This window comes from Actinoplanes sp. NPDC089786 (genome assembly GCF_040684855.1).
GTDB lineage: Bacteria > Actinomycetota > Actinomycetes > Mycobacteriales > Micromonosporaceae > Actinoplanes.
Genome location: NZ_JBFBGU010000032.1, coordinates 24,878 through 44,646, shown reverse-complemented (window position 1 = coordinate 44,646; position 19,769 = coordinate 24,878). Strand labels below are relative to the sequence as shown.

Here is a 19,769-nt window from a genome sequence, read left to right as displayed (position 1 = left end):
ACGCCCGGCAAACTCGGTTGCACGGCACCCTTCTGGCCCGCCGCGAAAGCCGACGGTGTACCAATGTGGAACGCAGATTCCTCGACGTACCCGGTCGGGGCCCTGCACGGCTGGGTAATCCTGACTTGTGGTCAAGATGCCTATAGCGCTTGGTAGTCGCGCGTCTTGTCGATGTGTACAGCAAGATGTCTCGCCAAGATCGTCGTGATGTGTCTCCGGCGGTTGCCCACTTCCTGAGAGCAATGTGCGAGGGAGATCAACTGTGGGCTGCGGACAGTCCGCCGACCTCGGCCGGGAGGCAGCCATTTTCAGGATCCTGTTTGCACCACAGCCTCTGAGGTGAAGCCGGTGTCCTGCCGGCCCTGCTCGACGTAGTTGAGAGGAAACATTCCGTATGTTTCGCAGTGCAGCTCTGGCGTCTGCTGTCGCGCTGGTGGCGGTGACCGCTGCCCCGGCCGGGGCCGCTCCCGGTGGACCGGACCCGGCCCATCCCGGAGCGGCCGGGGTGGGCGACCCGTACTACCCGCTCGATGGCAATGGCGGCTACGACGTGCGGCATTACGGTTTGGATCTGCGATATACGCCGGCCAGCGATGTGCTGGCCGGCACGGCGACGATCCTGGCCCGGGCGACGGAGCATCTGTCCGCGTTCAACCTCGACCTGCGTGGACTGACGGTGCGGTCGGTGACCGTGGACGGCCGGGCGGCGGCTTGGAGTCGTAGCGGCGGCGAGCTGACCGTCACCCCGCGCCGGGGTCTGCCGGCCGGGCGCGCCTTCACCACCAGGGTCGTTTACGACGGTGTCCCGGAGACGTTCGAGGAGGCGGACGGGGCTGTTTCCGGTGCGTTCGCCACCGCGGACGGGGTGATCATCGCGGGGCAGCCGCACTCCGCGGCGCTGTGGTATCCCGTCAACGACCACCCGGTCGAGAAGGCGGCGTACACCTTCCGGGTCACCGTGCCGCAGGGGGTGACCGCCGTCGCGAACGGGGAACTGCTCGATCAGGCCACCCGCGCGGGCTGGACCACCTGGCGCTGGGACGCCCGCGAGCCGATGGCCTCGTACCTGTCGACGCTGGCGGTGGGCAACTTCGACCTGAAGTCGTACCGCGCCGGGGGAGTCCGCTACTGGGACGCGATCGACCCGTCATTGTCCCGGCGGGAAGAGCCCCGTTCCGGGCAGCAGATGGCGATCAGCCAGTCCGGCAACTCGGCGTACAAGCGGCTTGTGAGGACGATCGAGGTGCCGGCCGGCGGGGCCGCGGCCGACTTCTGGGTGGACCGCAGTACCGAGAAGGACCTCGACTTCTTCTTCGTCGAGGCGCACACCGTGGGAGCCGATGACTGGACAACCCTGCCGGACACCAACGGTCACACTGCCGAGGACGTCGGCTTCGCCTGCCAATTCCGGGATCTGCGGGCCGCGCATCCCTTCCTCAACCACTATCTGACACCGTCCGGGGACACCTGTACGCCCTCGGGAACGTCCGGCATGTGGTCGGCCGCCTCCGGCCGCAGCAACGGCTACGAACACTGGGCGGTCGATCTGGCCCGGTTCGCCGGCAAGAAGGTGGAACTCGCGCTGACCTATGCCGCCGACCGCCGCGGCGCCCTGCGCGGTGTCGTGGTCGACGACATCACGGTGAGCACCGGAGCCGGGAGCACGTCGTTCGAGGCGGACGGCGACCCGATGGACGGCTGGATGGCGACGGACGCGCCCGCGGGTAGCCCGGCCAATCCGAACACGTGGATCGCCGGTACGGTCGGCGACCTTCCGGCCACCGAGGGCGCGAACGTGGCCGCGGCTTTCGCCCGCCAGCCTGAGATCATCCGGTTCCTGTCCGGTGTGTTCGGTCCGTACCCGTTCTCCACCGGCGGTGGCATCGTCGACAACCAGGATCTGAACTTCGCTCTGGAGACGCAGACCCGGCCGGTGTACCCGCCGATCATCTTCACCAGCCCGGAGCCGGAGTTCGGTCCGCAGGGCACCAGCATCGTGGCGCACGAGCTGGCCCACCAGTGGACCGGCAACAGTCTGGCGTTGCAGCGCTGGCGCGACATCTGGCTCAACGAAGGTTTCGCCGACTACGCCATGTGGCTGTGGAGCGAGCACGAGGGGCGAGCCACCGCCCAGCAGACCTTCGACGGGCTCTACGACGGCATCCCGGCGGACTCCGACTTCTGGACAGTTGTCGTCGGTGACCCCGGCCCGGACAACCTGTTCGCCGGCCCGATCTACGACCGCGGCGCGATGACGCTGCACGCCCTGCGGCGCACCGTCGGCGACAAGGCGTTCTTCCGCATCCTGCGCACCTGGGCAACCTCCCGGGCCGGCGGCAACGTCGACACCGAGCAGTTCATCGAGCTCGCCGAGAAGACCTCCGGCCGGCAGCTCGACGACTTCTTCACGGCATGGCTGTACACCGCGGCCAAACCACTCGCGCCGCCCGCCGCCACCGCGGCCAGGCCGCAGCCCGCGGCGGCCTCGACGCATCACCCCTACCGCGACGGCCTGGATAGCGCGGGGCTACTCCAGCCGCCACGCCGCCACCAGTGACGAAGGGATCGGAAACGACAATGTCAACGGTCCTGATCACCGGTGCTAATCGCGGTATCGGATACGAGACAGCCAGGGCGCTGATCGCCGGGGGCGACAACGTCTGGCTCGGGTGCCGCGACGAGGAAGGCGGCAAGCGTGCCGCAGCCGAGCTTGGCGGAACTTTTGTGCGGCTCGACGTCACCGACGACGCCTCCGTCGCAGCCGCCGCGGCCACGGTCGGACAGCTCGACGTCCTCGTCAACAACGCGGGGGTGCTCGAAGCGCCGACCCCGATCGGGCAGCTCACCGCCGCACTCGTGCAAGGAGTCTTCGACACCAACGTCCTGGGGACCATACGAGTCAGCACGGCCTTCCTGCCGGCGCTGTCCACGTCGACGCAACCCAGGATCGTCAACGTGACCAGCAGCATCGGCTCGCTGACCAAGTCGGCCGATCCGGCGGACGAGTTCAACGCCTACCCGGCGGACGTGTATCGCGCTTCCAAGGCCGCCCTCAACATGTTCACCGTTCAGTACGCCAAGGCCTACCCCGCCATCCGGATCAACTGCGTTGATCCCGGCCTGACCCGCACGGACATGATGGGCCGAGCGGTCGGCCAGCCGATCCCGGCCGCGGCAGCGGTGATCGCGCGCGTGGTCGGCCTCGGGCGGGAAGGTCCCAGCGGTCAGTTCATCGGCCCCGACGGAAACGTCGCCTGGTGACCGGGCCTCAGAGCGCGTTGGCCTGACGAGCCAGGGCGGGCGGCGCCGCACGGCGCCTCGGAAGCTGCGGGATTTCGTCACCCGGCCCATGAACTGAGCTAATGGCAGGGACAGGAAGCATGGCAGCGGAAAAGCTGGATTTCGAGACTCAGGTCTTCGTGAAGGAACACATCAGCCGCTTTCCCCGAGATATCGGCGTGTGCCCAAAATCCGAGTGGTCAACGGCCGCACCCGCGACGATCACGGCACGAGTTCATCCGGACGGTCCGCGGTGAAACGTTCGCTCGTCATGGGGGCGATCATCGTAGGAGTAGGGGTCGTACTCCTGGGCGCGGCCGTGAACATGGTTTGGCAAGGTCAGGGGTATCCCGATTATGCCGAGGCGACCGGCACGGTGACAGAAGGAACGACACAGTCGCTTTCCGCAAGATTCCGCACCTATCATGTCTCTTTCCGTACACCGGACAACGAACTCTACGAATTCACTGAACGCATCCGGGGAGGCCCCGCAGTTCACGCAGGCGCCGAGGTCGTTGTCAAGTACGACCCGGACGAGCCGACTCGCGCCACGATTCCTCATGAACCTCTGTGGACTGCGATCTTGATGTGTGCAGGTATAGGTGTGTTCATGCTTTGCGTAGGATTTTTGGCGATCATTCACACGCGTCGGCGTATACGCAACGGCGCTCGATAGTCTCGAACGACGTTCTCCTAGCCGATAAGGCGCCCCAAAGCCATCAGACGACTGACTAGCCTGGTGCCCGTCGGGTGAACGCCGGGCGCGGGTTGCGCGAGGTCAGCCACCAGTAGCGCATGGTGGCGGCAGGCCATGGGTTGGTGACCCGGCCGGTAGGGGTCTTGTACCAGCTCAAGCACCCCGCCGACCAGACCGTCCGGCGCATCCGGCGGGCCAGCCAGCGGTCGTAGCCGGCCATTGCCGCCTCGGTCACCTCGACCGCGCCGGGCAGCAGGCTCAAGCACTTCATGATGTACCTGACCTGGCATTCGATCATGAAGACGTTGGAGTTGTGGCCCAGGATGGTGTTCGGCCCGTGCACCAGGAAGAAGTTCGGGAAGCCGGGCACAGCCATGCCGTAGTAGGCGTCGGCCCCGTCCGACCACTGGTCGTCCAGGCTACGTCCGCCGCGGCCCACGACCTTCATGGGTACGAGGAACTCGGTCGCCCGGAAGCCGGTGGCGTAGACGATCACGTCCGCGCGCCGCTGCTCACCGGTGCCGGTGCGCAGCCCGCTCGGCGTGATCCGCTCGATGCCGTCGGTCACCAGGTCGACGTTGGGCCGGGTCAACGACGGGTAGAAGCCGTTGTCGATGACGATCCGCTTGCATCCGATCGGGTAGTCCGGCACCAACCGGCGGCGGAGCTCGGCCTGCGGGACCTGGCGGCGCAGATGCGCGAGCGCCGCCCACCGCGCGGGCCGGAACGACCATCCCCGGCTGATGACCGGCGACAGCGCCAGGTCCGCCGCGAGATAGGTGCCGGCGCGGACGACGTCGTGCAGGGCGGGGACACGACCCAGCGCCCAACGGGTGACCTGGCCGAACTCCGCCTTCGGCTTCGGGATCACCCAGTTCGGGGTCCGCTGGTAGACGTCGACGTGCCTGGCCCGCTCCGCCACGATGGGCAGCAGTTGGGCCGCGCTGGAGCCCGTGCCGATCACCGCGACGTCCTTGCCGGTGAGCTCCAGCCCGTGGTCCCACCCGGTCGTGTGGAAGGCGCGGCCGGCAAAGCTGTCCTGCCCGGCGATGACCGGGACGTGCGGCCGGTGCAACTGGCCGACCGCGGAGATGACGACGTCGAAGACCATCCGCTCACCAGCGGCGGTCGTGAGCGTCCACGAGGCGGTCTCCTGGGCGTACTCGGCCGCCACGATCTCCGTGCTCGTACGCAGGTGCCCGCGCAACCCGTACTTGTCCGCCACACCGCGCAGGTAGTCCAGGATCTGCGGCTGCCCCGGGAACCGCACGTTCCGGCTGCGGTACTTCTCGAACGAGTACGAGTACAAGTGGGAGGGCACGTCGCAGCCGCAGCCCGGGTAGGTGTTGTCGCGCCAGATGCCGCCCACCTCGCCGGCTTTCTCGAAGACCACGAACGACGTACAGCCCGCGTCGCGCAGGGCGACCGCCATGCACAGTCCACCGAACCCCGCGCCGATAACGGCGACCCGGGCGTCGTCGGGGATCGCCGTCACCGGCCCACCGCCATCAGCCGCTCGCCCTTGCGGAACGAAAGCGACTCGATCGGCTTGCCGTCCGTCAGCTGCGCGCCGGCGACCACGAAGACCGGCGTCCCGCCGCTGACGCCGGGCACGGAAGCCAGAAGGTGGAGAGGATCCATGCGACAAACCCTAAGAGCCGGGTGGTGGCGCTCACGGCCACATTGCCCTGCCGTACCGGCAACCTTGCACCGGGCGAAGCCGGCTACCACGGAAGGGCAGCGCTGTTGCCCTGTCGCAACCGCAGCCGCCTGGTGCTGTGGCGGGACACGCCGAACCACTTCGCGGTACTGGGTAAGGTCGGGGCACTTCAGCTGCCGCGTGGTGTCAGACTTGCGGGCGTCTCAGGCTCGGGATCACTGGTTCTCGATGGGCCAGGAACGAGACCGGCGAAGGCCCGATGCGAAGGAGTGCGGTCATGACGAACCCGCTGGGAGTACGGCCCCCGAGCGCCGCATGCTCAGGGCGTACCGGCGCCTCCGCCTGATCCGCTGATGGACTCGACGGATCTGACCTGGCTCGACGCCACCGAGCTGGCGCGCCTGATCGCGGTCGGCGAGGTGACTGCGGTCGAGGTGATCCAGGCGCACCTGGATCGGATCGAAGTCGTGGGTGACCGCGTCAACGCGTTCGTCACCGTTCTCGGCGAGCAAGCCCTCGCGGCTGCCGCGCGGCGGCCACGGGGCCGGCTGGGTGGGGTTCCCTTCACGGTGAAGGATTCCTTCGATACGGCTGATGTACGGACCACCCGTGGTTCGCGCATCTTCTCGCAGTACGTGCCGGCTGCCGATGCCACTGCGGTGGCCAGGATCCGAGCGGCGGGCGGTGTATTGCTGGCCAAGACGAATCTGCCGGAGATGTCGTACTGGACGGAGACCGACAATCTGGTAGCCGGACGTTCCCTCAATCCCTATGACCCGCGGCGGACCCCGGGCGGGTCGAGCGGAGGCGAATCGGCGGCGATCGCGGCCGGCCTGTCACCGCTCGGTCTAGGCAGCGATGTCGCGATCTCGGTGCGCGGCCCGGCGCACGACACCGGTATCGCGGCGATCAAGCCGACCCACGGGCGGGTGCCGTGCACGGGTCACTTCCCGCCCGTACTTCAGCGATGGTGGCACGTGGGGCCGATGGCCCGCAGCGTACGGGATCTGCGTCTGGCGTTGTCCTGCTTGAGCGGGCCGGACGGCCACGATCGGTACGCCTCGGTGCCGCCGGCCGGCCGACCTGGCCCGATCTCGCGTATCGGCTGGAACATCGATGCGTTCGGACCGATTCATCCCGACGTACAGGCGACCGTCACCGCGGCCGCCGCCGCGGCTGCCGATCTCGGTCTGCGCGTCGAGCCCGCCGCCCTTCCTTGGCTGGCGCAGAACGACTGCACGCGGCTCTCGAGGATCTTGTTCACCGCCGAGATCGTCCCGTACCTGAGATCCATCACCGCGGGAAGGGAATCGGAGCTCCACGCCGTCACCGCGCAGACGATCGCCGTCGGCGACGTCGCCGACGGCGATCGCCTCGCGGCCGAGCACGAGCGCGACCTGCTGCGGGACGCTCTGGACCGTTGGTTCTCGGCGTACGACCTCTTGATCTGCCCGGTCGCCCCGTTCCCCGCGCCACGGCACGCTCAAGCTCGCCAGCAGATCGGAGAGACACTGGTGCCCGCCCGGGCGGTGATGCGGGCAACGGTGCCGTTCAACCTGACCGGACAGCCCGCCGTGTCGTTGCCGTTCGGCACCAGCGCCGACGGACTGCCGATCGGCGTGCAATTGGTCGGGCGGCGCGGCGAGGACGAGGCCGTCCTCGCTCTGGCCGGACGGTTGGAGTCGGTCAGTCCCGTCCACGGTCGGCGGCCTCCCTTCTGAGCAGCGCCGCAGCGGACGAGGCCGAGGTTCAAGACCGTGGCGACGTCCGGACGCGTTCAGGCTCTTGGTCTTCGCCTCGTCGGGGGGTTGCGGGGCAGTCGGTGAGACCAGCGGCGGGTTGGCTGCATGCGGCCGGGCGCTGCCGCGTCGGCGGGCGAGGATCCCGTCGTCGCCCTGGCGGTGATCGCGGCTCGCGGCCAATGAGGCCGGCCCGGATGGTTGCTGTCAGCGGCCGCCCACGAAGGTGTCTGCTGGGACGAAGATCCGGTGACCGGTGGGTGGGAAGGTGAGCCAGGCGCCTTCCGGGGTCCATTCGACCGTCATGTCCGAGGGGTCCATTCCGGTAGCGTCCAGCCGTAGGTGGTGGCCGTAGTCACCGCCCGGGTCGCGGCCGAGGTAGATCTCGTAGTGGTTCGGCGCGAAGTCGATGGTGTCCGTCAGGCCGAGAACAGCGATCGGCGCTCTCACCCGTTTGAGGACCGCAGTGTGGGTGGAGCCGTCGGCATATGTCACCGACGGCGGCTGGGTGAACGTCTTGATTGTGCTGATTCGGGGCCAACAGAGGAATATCCCGAGCGCAATCACGGCCCCAGCCACGGCGAAAGCCACGAGGCGGCTGGTCCGCCGCCGGCCGTCCGGGGTGGGCGGGGCGGTCGGCGCTGCCATCTCGGTCATTCGGCAAGTGTCACAGCGGGAGTCAACGTCAACGTCGCGGCCTGACCTTCCATCGGTCTCCGCCGCGGGTCAGGGCGCGTTGCCCGCGCACCGCGGTCAGTCCGGAACCACCAAACCGGCACTGGCACACTCTGTGACACTTCGCCTCCCGAGCGCCTCGCTATGTCGGGGCGACCTTCACCTGGACGCCGGTTCGCCGCGCCTCGGCGAGGTCCCCGTATGAGATCACGATGTCGAACGGCCGGAACGCTCCATCCGCTCCATCCGCGTGCAGCGTCGTCGATCACCGACCATTCCGGCATTCTCTTCTGCCGCCGAGCGCGTGCGCAGGTTGCGAACGTAGCGTGAGGACATAGCGGCGCTTGCGGCCTTGGGCGATCAGAGCTGGAGCCGCCCAGCTGGGCTCATGCTCCGAGCCGATTGCGTGGGACTCGAACCCCAACGGAGACGCGTACCGCCTCACCAGGTTTCAGGAGCGGCGCGCGTGCCGCAGCGCGGCCACGCCGATGCCGGCGGCCAGGAGGCCGGCGGTGACCTCGCCCAGCACGTAGTACTGGACGTCGAGGGTGATGCCGTGGAGTCCCTCGATGGTCATGGCGAGCCCGCCGAGGCCGAACAGGATCGCGAACACCAGGCTCGTGGCGCGGCGCGGCGGTGTCCACGGCGGGGTGCCGAGGTCGCCCAGGCGCCGGGCGAACAGCAACGCGAGCAGCAGGAGCAGCCCGGCGCCGCCGGCGAGCAGGTACGGGAAGTCGTTGTCGGCGTAGGGGACCAGCGCGACCTCCTGCTGGTAGGCCCCCAGGCATTCGTCCAGGTTCAGCCACCTGGCCGAGGGATCGCACATATGGTCGAGCCGAACCGGTCGGTCGCGATGAGCAGGCGGGTCCACGGCCAGCTCAGCAGCCAGGTCAGGGCGCCGCTGAGGCCGTACCAGGTCAGGAAGGTGCCGGTGAACGCCCAGGCCCCGACGAGCAGCGGACGCAGGTCGAGGCGGACCACGATTCTGGTTGTCGGCAGCCGGCGGACGACGACGGCCGGCGCGCCGAAACGGTTGATCGCGTCGCGTTCGGCGGCTTCGGCGTCGAGACCGCGGGCGCGGCCCTCGGCGACCGCCTCGGTGAGGTGGTCCTCGGTCTCGGCCAGCAGCCGCCGGCCCTCGGCGCCGGTTCCGGCCAGCAGCTCGAACATCTCGTCGAGGTAGGTGTCGACGAGCCCCTGGCCCCGGTCGTGGGGGAGCGCGGCGGTCACGCGTGGCCGCCGGCGGTCATCGGGCCGATCACCGACTGGACGCCGACCACGAAGCCGCGCCACTCCTGTTTCTTGGCGGCGCGGGCGCGGCGGCCCTCGTCGGTGAGGTGGTAGACGCGGCGCCGGCGGGGTGCGGCCTCGTCCCAGTGGCTGGCCACCAGGCCGGCGCGCTCCAGGCGTTGCAAGGCCGGATAGACCGTGCCCTCGGGCAGGTCGAAGGCGCCCTCCGAGCGGTCGCGCAGGGCGCTGATCACGGCGTAACCATGCACCGGGCCGGCGTCGTTCAGCACCGACAGCAGCAGGAGGTCGAGATGACCGCGGATATCCACGCCCAGGAACACTAGGCATAGACATGCTAGGCGTCAAGATGGTCGATCGAATTGGGCCGTTCCGGTTAGGACGGTCGGCTATGTGACGCCCGGTTATCAAACTGTTACATGTTGAACTCTTGCCCGACACAGAGGCCGCGGCTGAAGTTTGTACAGGCAATAAACAAATCTCGATGTCGAGACACGGGACGCCTCCCGACGGGCTGGCCCGAGCGACCGATGGTCCACCCCGGACGAGGAGATCACGTGTCCCGCCACCCTGCGCGCGGCCTGTTCACGGCTGCCCTGCTGTCGTTATCCCTGCTGGCGACCGTCCTCATCGGCGGGCCCGGCGTCCGGCCGGCGGCGGCTCAGGCGCCCGCCGCCGCGGACCCCTACTCCGTCCTCGTCTTCTCCAAGACCGCCGCCTTCCGGCACGACGCGATCCCGGCCGGGATCGCCGCCATCCGGCAGCTCGGCGCGGCCAACGGGTTCACCGTCGACGCCACCGAGGACGGTGCCGCGTTCACCGACGCCAACCTGGCCAAGTACCGGGCGGTCATCTGGCTCTCCACCACGGGGGACGTCCTCGACGCCGGCCAGCAGGCCGCCTTCGAGCGCTACATCAAGGCCGACGGCGGGTACGCCGGGATCCACGCCGCCTCGGACACCGAGTACAGCTGGCCCTGGTACGGCAAGCTGGTCGGCGCCTACTTCGCCAGCCACCCGGCCAACCAGCAGGCCACGGTCAAGGTCGAGGACCCGGCCCACCCGTCCACGGCCGAGCTGCCGGAACGCTGGTCGCGCTTCGACGAGTGGTACAACTTCCAGACCAACCCGCGCGCCGACGTGCACGTGCTGGCCAGCCTGGACGAGACCAGCTACACCCCGGGCGCCGGCGCGATGGGCGCCGACCACCCGACCGCCTGGTGCCAGGACTACGACGGGGGACGGGCCTGGTACACCGGCGGCGGGCACACGAGTGAGTCGTACGCCGACCCGCAGTTCCTCGCCCACCTGCTCGGCGGCATCCAGACCGCGGCCGGGGTGCTGGACGCCGACTGCGGCGCCTCGCTGACCGCGAGCTTCGAGAAGGTCAGCCTGGACGCCAACACCAGCAACCCGATGGAGCTGGACATCGCCGGGGACGGCCGGGTGTTCTATGTGGAGCGCGACGGGCGGGTGCAGATCGTCAAACCCGACACCGGGCGTACGGTGACCGCCATTGATCTCGATGTCTTCACCGGCAACGAGGACGGCCTGATCGGCCTCCGGCTCGACCCCGGCTTCGACGAGAACGGCTGGGTCTACCTCTACTACGCCCGCAACGACGGGGTGGCGCGCAACCTGCTGTCCCGGTTCACCGTCACCGGCGACACCATCGACCTGACCAGCGAGAAGGTCGTCCTCCAGGTCACCACCCAGCGCAACACCTGCTGCCACGCCGGCGGCAGCATGACCTTCGACCGCGACGGCAACCTCTATCTCGCCACCGGTGACAACACCAACCCGTTCGAGTCGGACGCCTTCACCCCGATCGACGAGCGGGCCGGGCGGCAGGACTACGACGCCCAGCGGACCGCGGGCAACACCAACGACCTGCGTGGCAAGGTGCTGCGGATCCACCCGGAGGCCGACGGGACCTACACCGTGCCGGCCGGCAACCTCTTCGCGGCGGGCACCGCGCGTACCCGCCCGGAGATCTTCGCGATGGGCTTCCGCAACCCGTTCCGGATCGGCACCGACCCGGCCACCGGCACCCTCTACGTCGGCGACTACGGACCGGACGCGGGCGCGGCCAACCCCAACCGCGGACCCGAGGGGACGGTGGAGTGGAACATCGTCGGGGCGGGCAACTACGGCTGGCCGTACTGCACCGGCGCCGGCTACGCGTACAACGACTACCAGTTCCCGTCCGGCCCGAGCGGGGCGAAGTTCGACTGCGCCGCGCCGGTGAACAACTCGCCCAACAACACCGGTCTGACCGCGCTGCCGCCGGTGGTCAGCGCCACCGTGGACTACGACTACAGCGGCAACCCGCGCTTCCCCGAGATCGGCGGCGGCGGCGCCCCGATGGGCGGCCCGGTCTACCGCTACGACGCCGCGCTGAACTCCGCGCGCAAGTGGCCGGCCTACTTCGACGGCAAGGCGATGTTCGGCGAGTGGAACCAGTCGAAGATGTACTCGATGCAGGTCACCGCCGACGGCCGGTCCCTGGTCGACATCAACCAGGTGCTGACCGGGATGAGCTTCAACCGTCCGATGGACTTCGAGTTCGGTCCGGACGGCGCGCTCTACATGATCGAGTGGGGCACCGGCTTCGGCGGGAACAACGACGACTCCGGGGTCTACCGGATCGACTACATCGCCGGTGACCGCGCGCCGATCGCGGCGGCGAGCGCCACACCGACCTCCGGGCCGGTGCCGTTGACCGCCCGGTTCTCCAGCGCCGGATCCCGCGACCCGGACGGCGGCGCGCTGACCTACGCCTGGACCTTCGGTGACGGCGGCACGTCGGACGAGGCCAACCCGAGCCACACGTACACCACGGCCGGCAACTACACCGCGCAGCTCACCGTGACCAACCCCAAGGGGCGCACCGCGGTGGCCAACGTTCCGGTGACGGTCGGCAACACCGCGCCGACGGTGACCATCGAGTTCCCGCCCGCCGGTGGCTTCTTCGAATGGGGCGACCAGATCAAGTACACGGTCAAGGTGAACGACCCGGAAGACGGCGAGATCCACTGCGACCGGGTACGCCTGCAGGTGCTGCTCGGCCATGACGAGCACGCCCACCCGCTGGAGCAGCACACCGGCTGCACCGGCACCGTACAGACCGCCCTCGCCTCCGGGCACGGCGCCGAGGCGAACGTCTTCGCCCTCTTCGAGGCGACCTACACCGACAACGGCGGGGCCGGCGGCGCCGAGCCGCTCACCGGGCGCGCGATCGAGAAGCTGCAACCCAAGCGGAAGCAGGCCGAGTACTTCACCGGCACCGGCCGGGTGGCCGGCGCCACCGGCGGCGGCGACCCGGGTGTGCAGCGCGAGACCACCAGCGACCCGGCCGGCGGCGGCCAGAACATCGGCTTCATCGAGGACGGGGACTGGTGGTCGCTCGACCCGGCCAGCCTGACCGGCATCGAGTCGATCCGCTTCCGGGTCGCCTCGGACGTCGCCGGCGGGCGGATCGAGATCCACGCCAACGCCGCTGACGGGCCCCTGGTCGCCACGGCCACCGTGCCCGGCACCGGCGGCTGGCAGAACTGGGCCGACGTCACCACCCCGGTTCCCGCCTCCGGCGCGACGTCGCTGTTCTTCGTCGTCCGCGACCCGGCCGGCGGGGCGGGTTCGCTGATCAACGTCAACTGGATGGACTTCCTCGGCAAGGGCGTCACCGACAACGCGCCGCCGAAGGTCAGCGCCGTCGCCACCCCGACCACCGGCACGGCGCCGCTCGCCGTCGCGTTCGACGGCACGGCCACCGACGACGAGGGCGACACCCCGCTGACGTACGCCTGGGACTTCGGCGACGGCGGCACGGCGGACACCCTGGACGCCACCCACACCTACCGGGTGCCCGGCAACGTCACCGCGACGCTGACGGTGACCGACAGCCGGGGCGCCAAGGCGTACACGAACGTGCCCATCAAGGTGGACGCGCCGAACACCGCCTGCCTCGGCGCGCGCTCGGACGACTTCCTCGGCACCGCGCTGGACCGGGACCGGTGGTCGGTGGTCCGGGAGAACCAGACGTTCTCGGTCTCCGGCGGGGCGCTGCGGCTGCCCACGGCCGTGGGTGACCTCTACGGCGCCCGCAACGACGCCACCAACCTGGTCGTGCAGCCCGCGCCCGGCGGGGCCTGGCAGGCCACCACGAGGATCACCGTCCCGGTGACCGCGAACTACCAGCAGGCCGGCCTGATCGTCTACGGCGACGACGAGAACTACGCCAAGCTCGACCTGCTCTTCAACGGCGCGCGGACGGCCGAGTTCATCCGGGAGACCGCCGGGACGCCCCGCAACGAGGGCGGCGACAGCACCCCGGCGCCCGCCGGTGACGTGATCCACCTGCGGGTGACCAGCGACGGGACCAACCTGACGGCGGAGGCTTCGGCCGACGGCCAGACCTTCACCCCGGTCGGCCGGGCGGCCGCGCTGGCCGGCATCACCAACCCGCGCGTCGGGCTCTTCGCCCTCAACGGCGGCACCGAGGCGCCGGTCGTGGACGCGGTCTTCGACTGGTTCCACCTCACCCCGGACGCCCCGGCGGAACCGGTCGTGCCGTCGGACGAGTTCACCGGCGCCACGCTCGACAAGTGCCGGTGGGACGCGATCGTCCGGGAGGACCCGGCGACCTACCGGGTCACCGACGGGGCGTTGCGGATCGACGTGCCCAACGGCGACATCTACGGCACCGGCAACACCGGGCCGGCCAACTTCATCCTGCAGGGCGCGCCGGCCGGCGACTGGACCGTGCAGACGAAGGTCGACGGCAGCCTGCTGAACGAGCAGTACCAGCAGGCCGGGCTGCTCGTGTACGGCGACGACGACAACTACATCAAGCTCGACCTCGTCGCCGACAACACGGCGGGGCAGCCGGTCAGCCGGCGGCTCGAGTTCCGCAGCGAGATCGGCGGGGCCGTGCAGGACCCGCAACCGCAGGCCGGCAACCTGACCTCGGCGGTGTGGCACCTGAAACTGGTCAAGGCCGGCACCACCTACACCGCCGCCTACTCGGCCGACGGCACCGAGTGGACGTCGCTCGGGTCGCTGACCAACGCCGCGGTGGGAGCGGCGCCGAAGACCGGCCTGTTCACCCTCGGCGCGGCCCAGACCGCCTCGAAGACAGCGGCGTTCGACTACTTCCGGCTCACCTCCGGGAACGCCGACACCACCGCCCCGGTGACCAGCGCCGCGGTGTCCGGGACGCCGGTCGGCGGCTGGCACACCGGGCCGGTCACGGTCACGCTGACCGCCACGGACGCCGGCGGTGTCGCGGGCACCGAATACCAGCTGGACGGCGCGACCGCCTGGACCGCGTACACCGCTCCGATCGCGGTCAGCGGCGACGGGACGCACGAGGTGCGGTTCCGCTCGACCGACGAGGCCGGGAACGTCGAGGCGGCCAAGTCGGTCGCGGTGCGGATCGACGGGACGGCGCCGGTCACCACGGCCCAGTTCGCGCCGGCCAACGACAACGGCTGGCACAACGGCGCCGTCCCGATCACGCTGACCGCGGCCGACGCCGGGTCCGGGGTCGGCAAGCTGGAGTGGTCGCTGGACGGTGGCGGCTGGACGGCGTACACCGCGCCGGTCGACGTGGCCGGGGACGGGCAGCACGAGCTGCTCTACCGGGCCACGGACAAGGCCGGAAACGCCGAGACCCTCAAGTCGGCGATCGTACGGATCGACGGCGCCAAGCCGACCCTGCTGGTCTCCGGGGTGGCCGACGGCCAGCTCTACGGCGACAGCCAGGACGTCCGGATCTCGTGGCAGGCGGTCGATCCGGCCTCCGGCATCGCGACCACCTCGGCCACGCTGGACGGACGGGCGTACACCAACGGCGCTCTTCTGGCCCTGTACGAGCTGCCACTCGGCCTGCACGAGCTGACCGCGACCGCCACCGACAAGGCGGGCAACGTCACCGCGACGACGGTCAGGTTCTTCAACGCCACCTCGTTCCGCGACATGCAGAACCTGCTCGACCGGTTCAAGGCGACCGGCCGGCTCTCCACCAAGGCGCACAAGCAGCTGTCCACCAAGCTGGACGCGGTCCGCGCCTCGGAGGCGGCCGGCAACGACAAGCGGGCGGTGCAGCAGCTGACCGCGTTCAAGGCCCTGGCCGGCGACGCCGCCCTGGTCACCGACGCCGACGTCCGCGCCACCCTGGCCCGCGACGCCGACGCGATGATCGCCCGGCTCGGCGGCACGGCCAAGGTCGCCGGTCGGCTCGCCGGGGACCCGACCCGGGTCAAGCCACGTGGGTAGACGCCTGGCGGCGGCGGTCCTGGCCGGCCTGCTCCTGGCGATCCTGCCGGTGGCGGGCCCGGCCCGGGCCCACGACGGAAAGCTCAAGCTGGAGGTGGCCGGCGACGGCGCCACCGGCGTCACCGTCCAGGCCGTCCACGCCGACGGCCACCGCCTGGACACCGTGGTCCGGCTGGTCCTCAGCGCCACCGCCGAGGGCGGCCGGACCGTCGGCCCGGTCCAGCTCGCCCCGTCCGGCGAGGGGCAGGGTTTCTATTCCAGCGGCCCGATCCTGGCCCCGGGGACGTGGAAGGTGACCGTCCAGGCCCTGGCCCCGAACACCACCAGGGTGACCGTCGAGGTGCGGGCCCGGGCGGCGCAGACCGCCCCGGCATCGGTGGCTCAGGACCGGGCTGAGCCCTCGTCGCGGTGGCCGCTCGCGCTCGGCGTCCTCGCCGCGGTGGCGGTCGTCGCCCTGCTGCTGCTGGCGGTGATCCGCCGGCGCACGCCGGTCGGCTGAGGTTCAGCTGTCCGGGGAAGACTTCCGGGTACGGATGTCCCCATCGGACGCTCGGATGGTGGCCGGCGTCGATCAGGGCGGGAGACTTCGCGGGTGGGTGATGGGTGAGGATCGCCATTGTCGGGGCCGGGATCACCGGGCTCAGCGCGGCGTGGATGCTGGACGGGTCCGGGCACGAGGTGGTCCTCTTCGAGGCGGGTGAGGTCGCCGGGGGACACGCGCACACGCTGACCGTCCGGCCGGCGACTTCAGGGCGGCGCTGACCACGATCCCGGCCGGCGCCGAGCTCTACGAGGCCTGGGTGCGCCCACGCGCCCGGCGGCGACCTCACCCGCGCCGGCGTCGTGGTCACCTCGACCGAGTTCATCGCGTCGGAGTTCGGCGACCGCGTCCTGCACTTCCACCACCGGCGATGGGGAGTGGACTGACCTGTGTGCCGCGAAACTCGATGGCTCCGGCGACCCGGCCCCTGCGATGATCCATCGCAGGGGCCGTTAGCTCAACTGGCAGAGCATTCGACTGTGTAGCGCGTCCGCTTTCCGCCTCGGCGGTCATGGGAGCGCTTCCTTCTCACTCTTCTAATCGGAAGGTTCGGGGTTCGAGTCCCCGGCGGCCCACACCATCTGTCCACGACGACGTCCGGCGGAACGGAGGTTCACATGCTGGAGAAGTTGATCATTCAGAAGACGCTGCGCGTGCCGGCGAGTGCGGGCGCGTCCGGCGACGGCGCGGCGGTGGCCCGGCAGCTGGACGCGGCGCTGCTCGACGCCGGGTTCTCGGCCTCGCGGCCGCTGCTCGAGCACGTCGGCGGGCTGGCGCCGGGACCGGCGATGGATCTCGCCGCCACGGTCGTGTCCGCGGTGCGCGAGCTGGTCGGCGACCACGTGCGACACAACGCCTACTTCATCGGCTTCCCGCACGACGTGCCCGACACCATGGAGTTCTGGGTGGAGCGGCTGCGGGCGGCGGTGCCGGCCGGCGGCGACCCGGCAACCGACGCGGAGCTGCGCGACGCGCTCGCCGCGGGTGGCGTGAACCTGCTCGACCTGCCGGGGTACGGCGCCTATCAGCACACGTACGCCGAGCTGCTGGCCGTCCACGACGCCCTGGTCGCCTCGGCCGGTGACCGGCTGACGCTGCTGCGTCTCGGCGAGAGCGCCGAGGCGGAGGCGGCGCGGCTGTACGCGGCCCTGGCCGGCAGCACGACCCCGCTCGGCCAGGCCGACCTGGCGATCCTCGGCGAGCTCGCCGTGGCCTGCATGGACGCGGAGCAGCCGGCCGAGGTGCCGGTGCGCGAGAACCGGGCCGTGCTCAACGGGGTGCGGCTCGTCCTCGGCCGGCCGCTGGTCGCCGTGGACAGCACCACCGACGTGCTGCGCCTCGCCTGCCACGTCTCCGGCGGGGACGTCTCGCTGGCGACGCCGACGCGATTCCGCGGGTTCCGGCGCCGGGAGCGGCGGGTGCTGCTGGCCGCGCTGAACGAGGTCGTGGGTACGAGCCCGGCCAAGCTCGCCGACGTCGCCCGGTATGCCGAGCGGTGGAAGCGGCTGGGGGAGCGGCTCCACCCGCACGAGCACGCCGAGTGGCCGCACGCGCGTGAGGTGTTCGCGGTCGCGCGTGGCGAGCGGCGGCTGCGGAGCCTGTCCGGCCGGGCCGAGGCGGCGTTCCGGGCCGGCGCGATCGGCCAGGCCGCGTCGGTGCTGTCGGCGGCGCCCGGTCTGCTGCTGCGGTCGGCCGACCGGTTGCTGCGGCTGGCGCCGATGGCCGAGCGGGCCGCGGTGCTCGAGGCGGTGTCGGGTGCGCTCGGCACGGCATCGGGGCGGGTGCTCTGCTCGCTGCGGGAGCATGTGGCCAACCGGATGACGCCGGCGTCGGCCCGGATGTACGTGAACCGCTCGCGCCGGGCCTGGGTCGGTCCCGACCTGCGGCCCACGCTGCCGCCGGAACTGCTGGCCGAGGTGTCGGCGCGGCTCGACGCCGAGATCGGCGCCCGGCTGCCCGAGCCGGCGCTTCCGCTGCTCGTCGACCCGGACGTGCTCGACGTGGCGTTGCCGTTGTCCGGCAAGGCCGCCGAGGGCGGGTTCGCGGTGCTGCCGCGCGGTTCGCGGGCGCCGGTCAGCGGTGAGGTGCTGCGGTTCTTCACCTACTGGCGGCAGAGCGACCGCCGCACCGACTACGACCTGTCGGTGCTGCTGCTCGACGACGAGTTCCAGACGGCGGGCCAGGTGTCGTGGACGAACTACCGCCACGACGGTGTCGTGCACTCCGGCGACATCACCGACGCGGCCGACGGCGCGACCGAGTTCATCGACGTGCCGCTGACCGTGCGGGGCAGCTACGTGGCCCCGCAGGTGTACATCTACTCGGGCGAGTCGTTCGACGACGCGGCCGAGTCGATGTTCGGCTACCAGACGCGTACGCCCGAGCAGGCCGGCGCCCCGTTCGACGCGCGGACCGTGCGGGCGCGTTCGCAGATGCGTGGCCCGGGCCGGGTCGCCCTGCCGATGGTGTTCGCCCGGGGCGAGTCGGGCTGGCAGGCCGTGTGGTTGCACCTCTACCTGCGCGGCCGGCCGTCGTTCAACCGGGTGGAGGACAACACGTTCACCACCGCCCACCGCGTGCGGGCCCTGATGGAACGCCGCTACCTGACCGTGTCCTACCTGGTCGACCTTTGGCGCTCGCGGGCCGAGGTGACGATGTGGGACGGCCGGGCGCCGGACGAGCCGGTCATGTTCATCGGTCTCGACGCTCCGGACGGGCTGCCGGACGGATCGGAGGCCTACACCCTGGATCGGCTCAGCGAGCTGATCCCGGCATAGTGACGACATCCGAGGCCATGCGGGCGCTTCCTTCTCACCCGTTCGAATCGGTACCTCCGCGCAAGCGGGGGTCTGGCAATCAGCGCCCGCGCTCTCCTCGGGTCGCGCCGGTGGGCGCATGTCATCCGTGACATGCGCCCATCGGTGACGGGCGACTACCGGATCTTGACGGCGTGGGCCGTGCTGTACGCGGCCAGCAGCGCCGACTCGGTGTCCCCGCCGACCCACGCGCGGTAGGTGTAGGTCCGGCGCGAGGTCTGCTTGACCACCACGGACCAGACGCCGTGCTCGAGGGTGTATCCGCGGGCCACCGCCGACCAGGTGCCGTCGGCGTTCTTGCGCTCGATCCGCACGGTGAGCCACGGCTGGGCCGGTGTCTCGACGATCCTCGCGGTGACCGTGCCGGCCTTGCCCGAGACCACCGTCAGGATCGGGACCACCCGGTTGCGGACCACCACCGTCCGCGACATCACGCCGTCGACCACGACCGCGAACTCGAACCCGGTGTCGACCCAGCGCGTCATCCGGTACGAGCCGTTCGCCGCGGCCGTGGTGGTGATCGGCGCGTTGCTCCCGTCCTGCCAGTAGAGGGCCGGCTGCAACGCGTGGAACTGGTAGGCGGACTCGTACAGCTCGACGGTCGCGCCGGGCGTGGCGGTGCCGGTGATGGCGACGGTCTGGTAACCGGCTGTGCTGGCCGGGGCGGAGATCGTCGGCCCCGCGGTGGCCGCCACCGCGGGTGTGGCCACCAGTCCGGCGCTGGTCACGGCCAGGAAGACAGCCAGGAGAAGACGCATGAGGGCAGCCTAGGGGTGATCACTCTCCGTGCTCATGGTCCGTTTGGGCAGGATATTTCGGGCGCGACGTCTGGACGC

At 70.5% G+C, this 19,769-nt stretch carries 16 protein-coding genes and 1 tRNA gene; 10 read left to right on the top strand and 7 right to left on the bottom strand.

Annotated features, from left to right (window positions below; translation table 11 throughout):
- Nucleotides 1–433: 433 nt before the first annotated feature.
- The 4 genes from AB0O15_RS43695 (at nt 434) to AB0O15_RS43680 (ending at nt 3,955) form a co-directional block, all read left to right on the top strand.
- Complete coding sequence (locus AB0O15_RS43695; RefSeq protein WP_364332595.1) at nt 434–2,557, top strand: M1 family metallopeptidase; 2,124 nt, start codon at nt 434–436, stop codon at nt 2,555–2,557.
- A 20-nt stretch (nt 2,558–2,577) separates the two neighbouring features.
- Nucleotides 2,578–3,261: an SDR family NAD(P)-dependent oxidoreductase gene (locus AB0O15_RS43690; RefSeq protein ID WP_364332592.1), complete on the top strand. Its 684-nt coding sequence runs from the start codon at nt 2,578–2,580 to the stop codon at nt 3,259–3,261.
- Nucleotides 3,262–3,380: 119 nt separating this feature from the next.
- The gene (locus AB0O15_RS43685; RefSeq protein WP_364332589.1) at nt 3,381–3,536 is read left to right on the top strand and encodes a hypothetical protein; all 156 of its coding nucleotides are present in this window, start codon (nt 3,381–3,383) and stop codon (nt 3,534–3,536) included.
- Between the two features lie 14 nt (nt 3,537–3,550).
- Nucleotides 3,551–3,955, top strand: coding sequence for a DUF3592 domain-containing protein (locus AB0O15_RS43680; protein ID WP_364332586.1), 405 nt, complete (start codon nt 3,551–3,553; stop codon nt 3,953–3,955).
- 55 nt (nt 3,956–4,010) lie between these two features.
- On the opposite strand, the gene AB0O15_RS43675 is transcribed toward AB0O15_RS43680, so the two are convergent.
- Both AB0O15_RS43675 and AB0O15_RS43670 read right to left on the bottom strand, forming a co-directional pair.
- The gene (locus AB0O15_RS43675) at nt 4,011–5,471 is read right to left on the bottom strand and encodes an NAD(P)/FAD-dependent oxidoreductase (RefSeq protein ID WP_364332583.1); all 1,461 of its coding nucleotides are present in this window, start codon (nt 5,469–5,471) and stop codon (nt 4,011–4,013) included.
- Nucleotides 5,468–5,617 carry a hypothetical protein gene (locus tag AB0O15_RS43670; protein ID WP_364332580.1) on the bottom strand — a complete coding sequence of 50 codons (150 nt, stop codon included), beginning with the start codon at nt 5,615–5,617 and terminating at the stop codon, nt 5,468–5,470. The genes AB0O15_RS43675 and AB0O15_RS43670 overlap by 4 nt, the downstream gene beginning before the upstream one ends.
- 372 nt (nt 5,618–5,989) lie before the next feature.
- Here AB0O15_RS43670 and AB0O15_RS43665 point away from each other — a divergent pair, with 372 nt between their 5' ends.
- Nucleotides 5,990–7,357, top strand: a complete 1,368-nt coding sequence (locus AB0O15_RS43665; RefSeq protein WP_364332577.1) for an amidase — start codon at nt 5,990–5,992, stop codon at nt 7,355–7,357.
- 225 nt (nt 7,358–7,582) lie between these two features.
- On the opposite strand, the gene AB0O15_RS43660 is transcribed toward AB0O15_RS43665, so the two are convergent.
- The 4 genes from AB0O15_RS43660 to AB0O15_RS43645 form a co-directional block, all read right to left on the bottom strand.
- Nucleotides 7,583–7,966: a hypothetical protein gene (locus AB0O15_RS43660; RefSeq protein ID WP_364332574.1), complete on the bottom strand. Its 384-nt coding sequence runs from the start codon at nt 7,964–7,966 to the stop codon at nt 7,583–7,585.
- A 535-nt stretch (nt 7,967–8,501) separates the two neighbouring features.
- Nucleotides 8,502–8,876 carry a hypothetical protein gene (locus AB0O15_RS43655; protein WP_364332571.1) on the bottom strand — a complete coding sequence of 125 codons (375 nt, stop codon included), beginning with the start codon at nt 8,874–8,876 and terminating at the stop codon, nt 8,502–8,504.
- Complete coding sequence (locus AB0O15_RS43650) at nt 8,849–9,280, bottom strand: permease prefix domain 1-containing protein (RefSeq protein ID WP_364332568.1); 432 nt, start codon at nt 9,278–9,280, stop codon at nt 8,849–8,851. The genes AB0O15_RS43655 and AB0O15_RS43650 overlap by 28 nt, the downstream gene beginning before the upstream one ends.
- Nucleotides 9,277–9,609 carry a helix-turn-helix transcriptional regulator gene (locus AB0O15_RS43645; RefSeq protein WP_364332565.1) on the bottom strand — a complete coding sequence of 111 codons (333 nt, stop codon included), beginning with the start codon at nt 9,607–9,609 and terminating at the stop codon, nt 9,277–9,279. Before AB0O15_RS43645 ends, AB0O15_RS43650 begins: the two co-directional genes overlap by 4 nt.
- A 246-nt stretch (nt 9,610–9,855) precedes the next feature.
- On the opposite strand from AB0O15_RS43645, the gene AB0O15_RS43640 reads away from it, so the two are divergent.
- From AB0O15_RS43640 to AB0O15_RS43620, 5 genes are all read left to right on the top strand, one after another.
- A complete protein-coding gene (locus tag AB0O15_RS43640; protein ID WP_364332562.1) occupies nt 9,856–15,576 on the top strand; it encodes a ThuA domain-containing protein in 5,721 nt (1,906 codons plus the stop codon).
- Nucleotides 15,569–16,075 carry a hypothetical protein gene (locus AB0O15_RS43635; RefSeq protein WP_364332560.1) on the top strand — a complete coding sequence of 169 codons (507 nt, stop codon included), beginning with the start codon at nt 15,569–15,571 and terminating at the stop codon, nt 16,073–16,075. Before AB0O15_RS43640 ends, AB0O15_RS43635 begins: the two co-directional genes overlap by 8 nt.
- A 104-nt stretch (nt 16,076–16,179) precedes the next feature.
- Nucleotides 16,180–16,338, top strand: a complete 159-nt coding sequence (locus AB0O15_RS43630) for an FAD-dependent oxidoreductase (RefSeq protein WP_364332557.1) — start codon at nt 16,180–16,182, stop codon at nt 16,336–16,338.
- A 225-nt stretch (nt 16,339–16,563) separates the two neighbouring features.
- Nucleotides 16,564–16,692: transfer RNA gene (locus tag AB0O15_RS43625), tRNA-OTHER, on the top strand.
- 42 nt (nt 16,693–16,734) lie between these two features.
- Complete coding sequence (locus AB0O15_RS43620) at nt 16,735–18,894, top strand: hypothetical protein (protein ID WP_364332554.1); 2,160 nt, start codon at nt 16,735–16,737, stop codon at nt 18,892–18,894.
- Nucleotides 18,895–19,049: 155 nt separating this feature from the next.
- Here AB0O15_RS43620 and AB0O15_RS43615 read toward each other — a convergent pair whose 3' ends face one another.
- Complete coding sequence (locus AB0O15_RS43615) at nt 19,050–19,691, bottom strand: hypothetical protein (RefSeq protein WP_364332551.1); 642 nt, start codon at nt 19,689–19,691, stop codon at nt 19,050–19,052.
- Between the last annotated feature and the right edge of the window lie 78 nt (nt 19,692–19,769).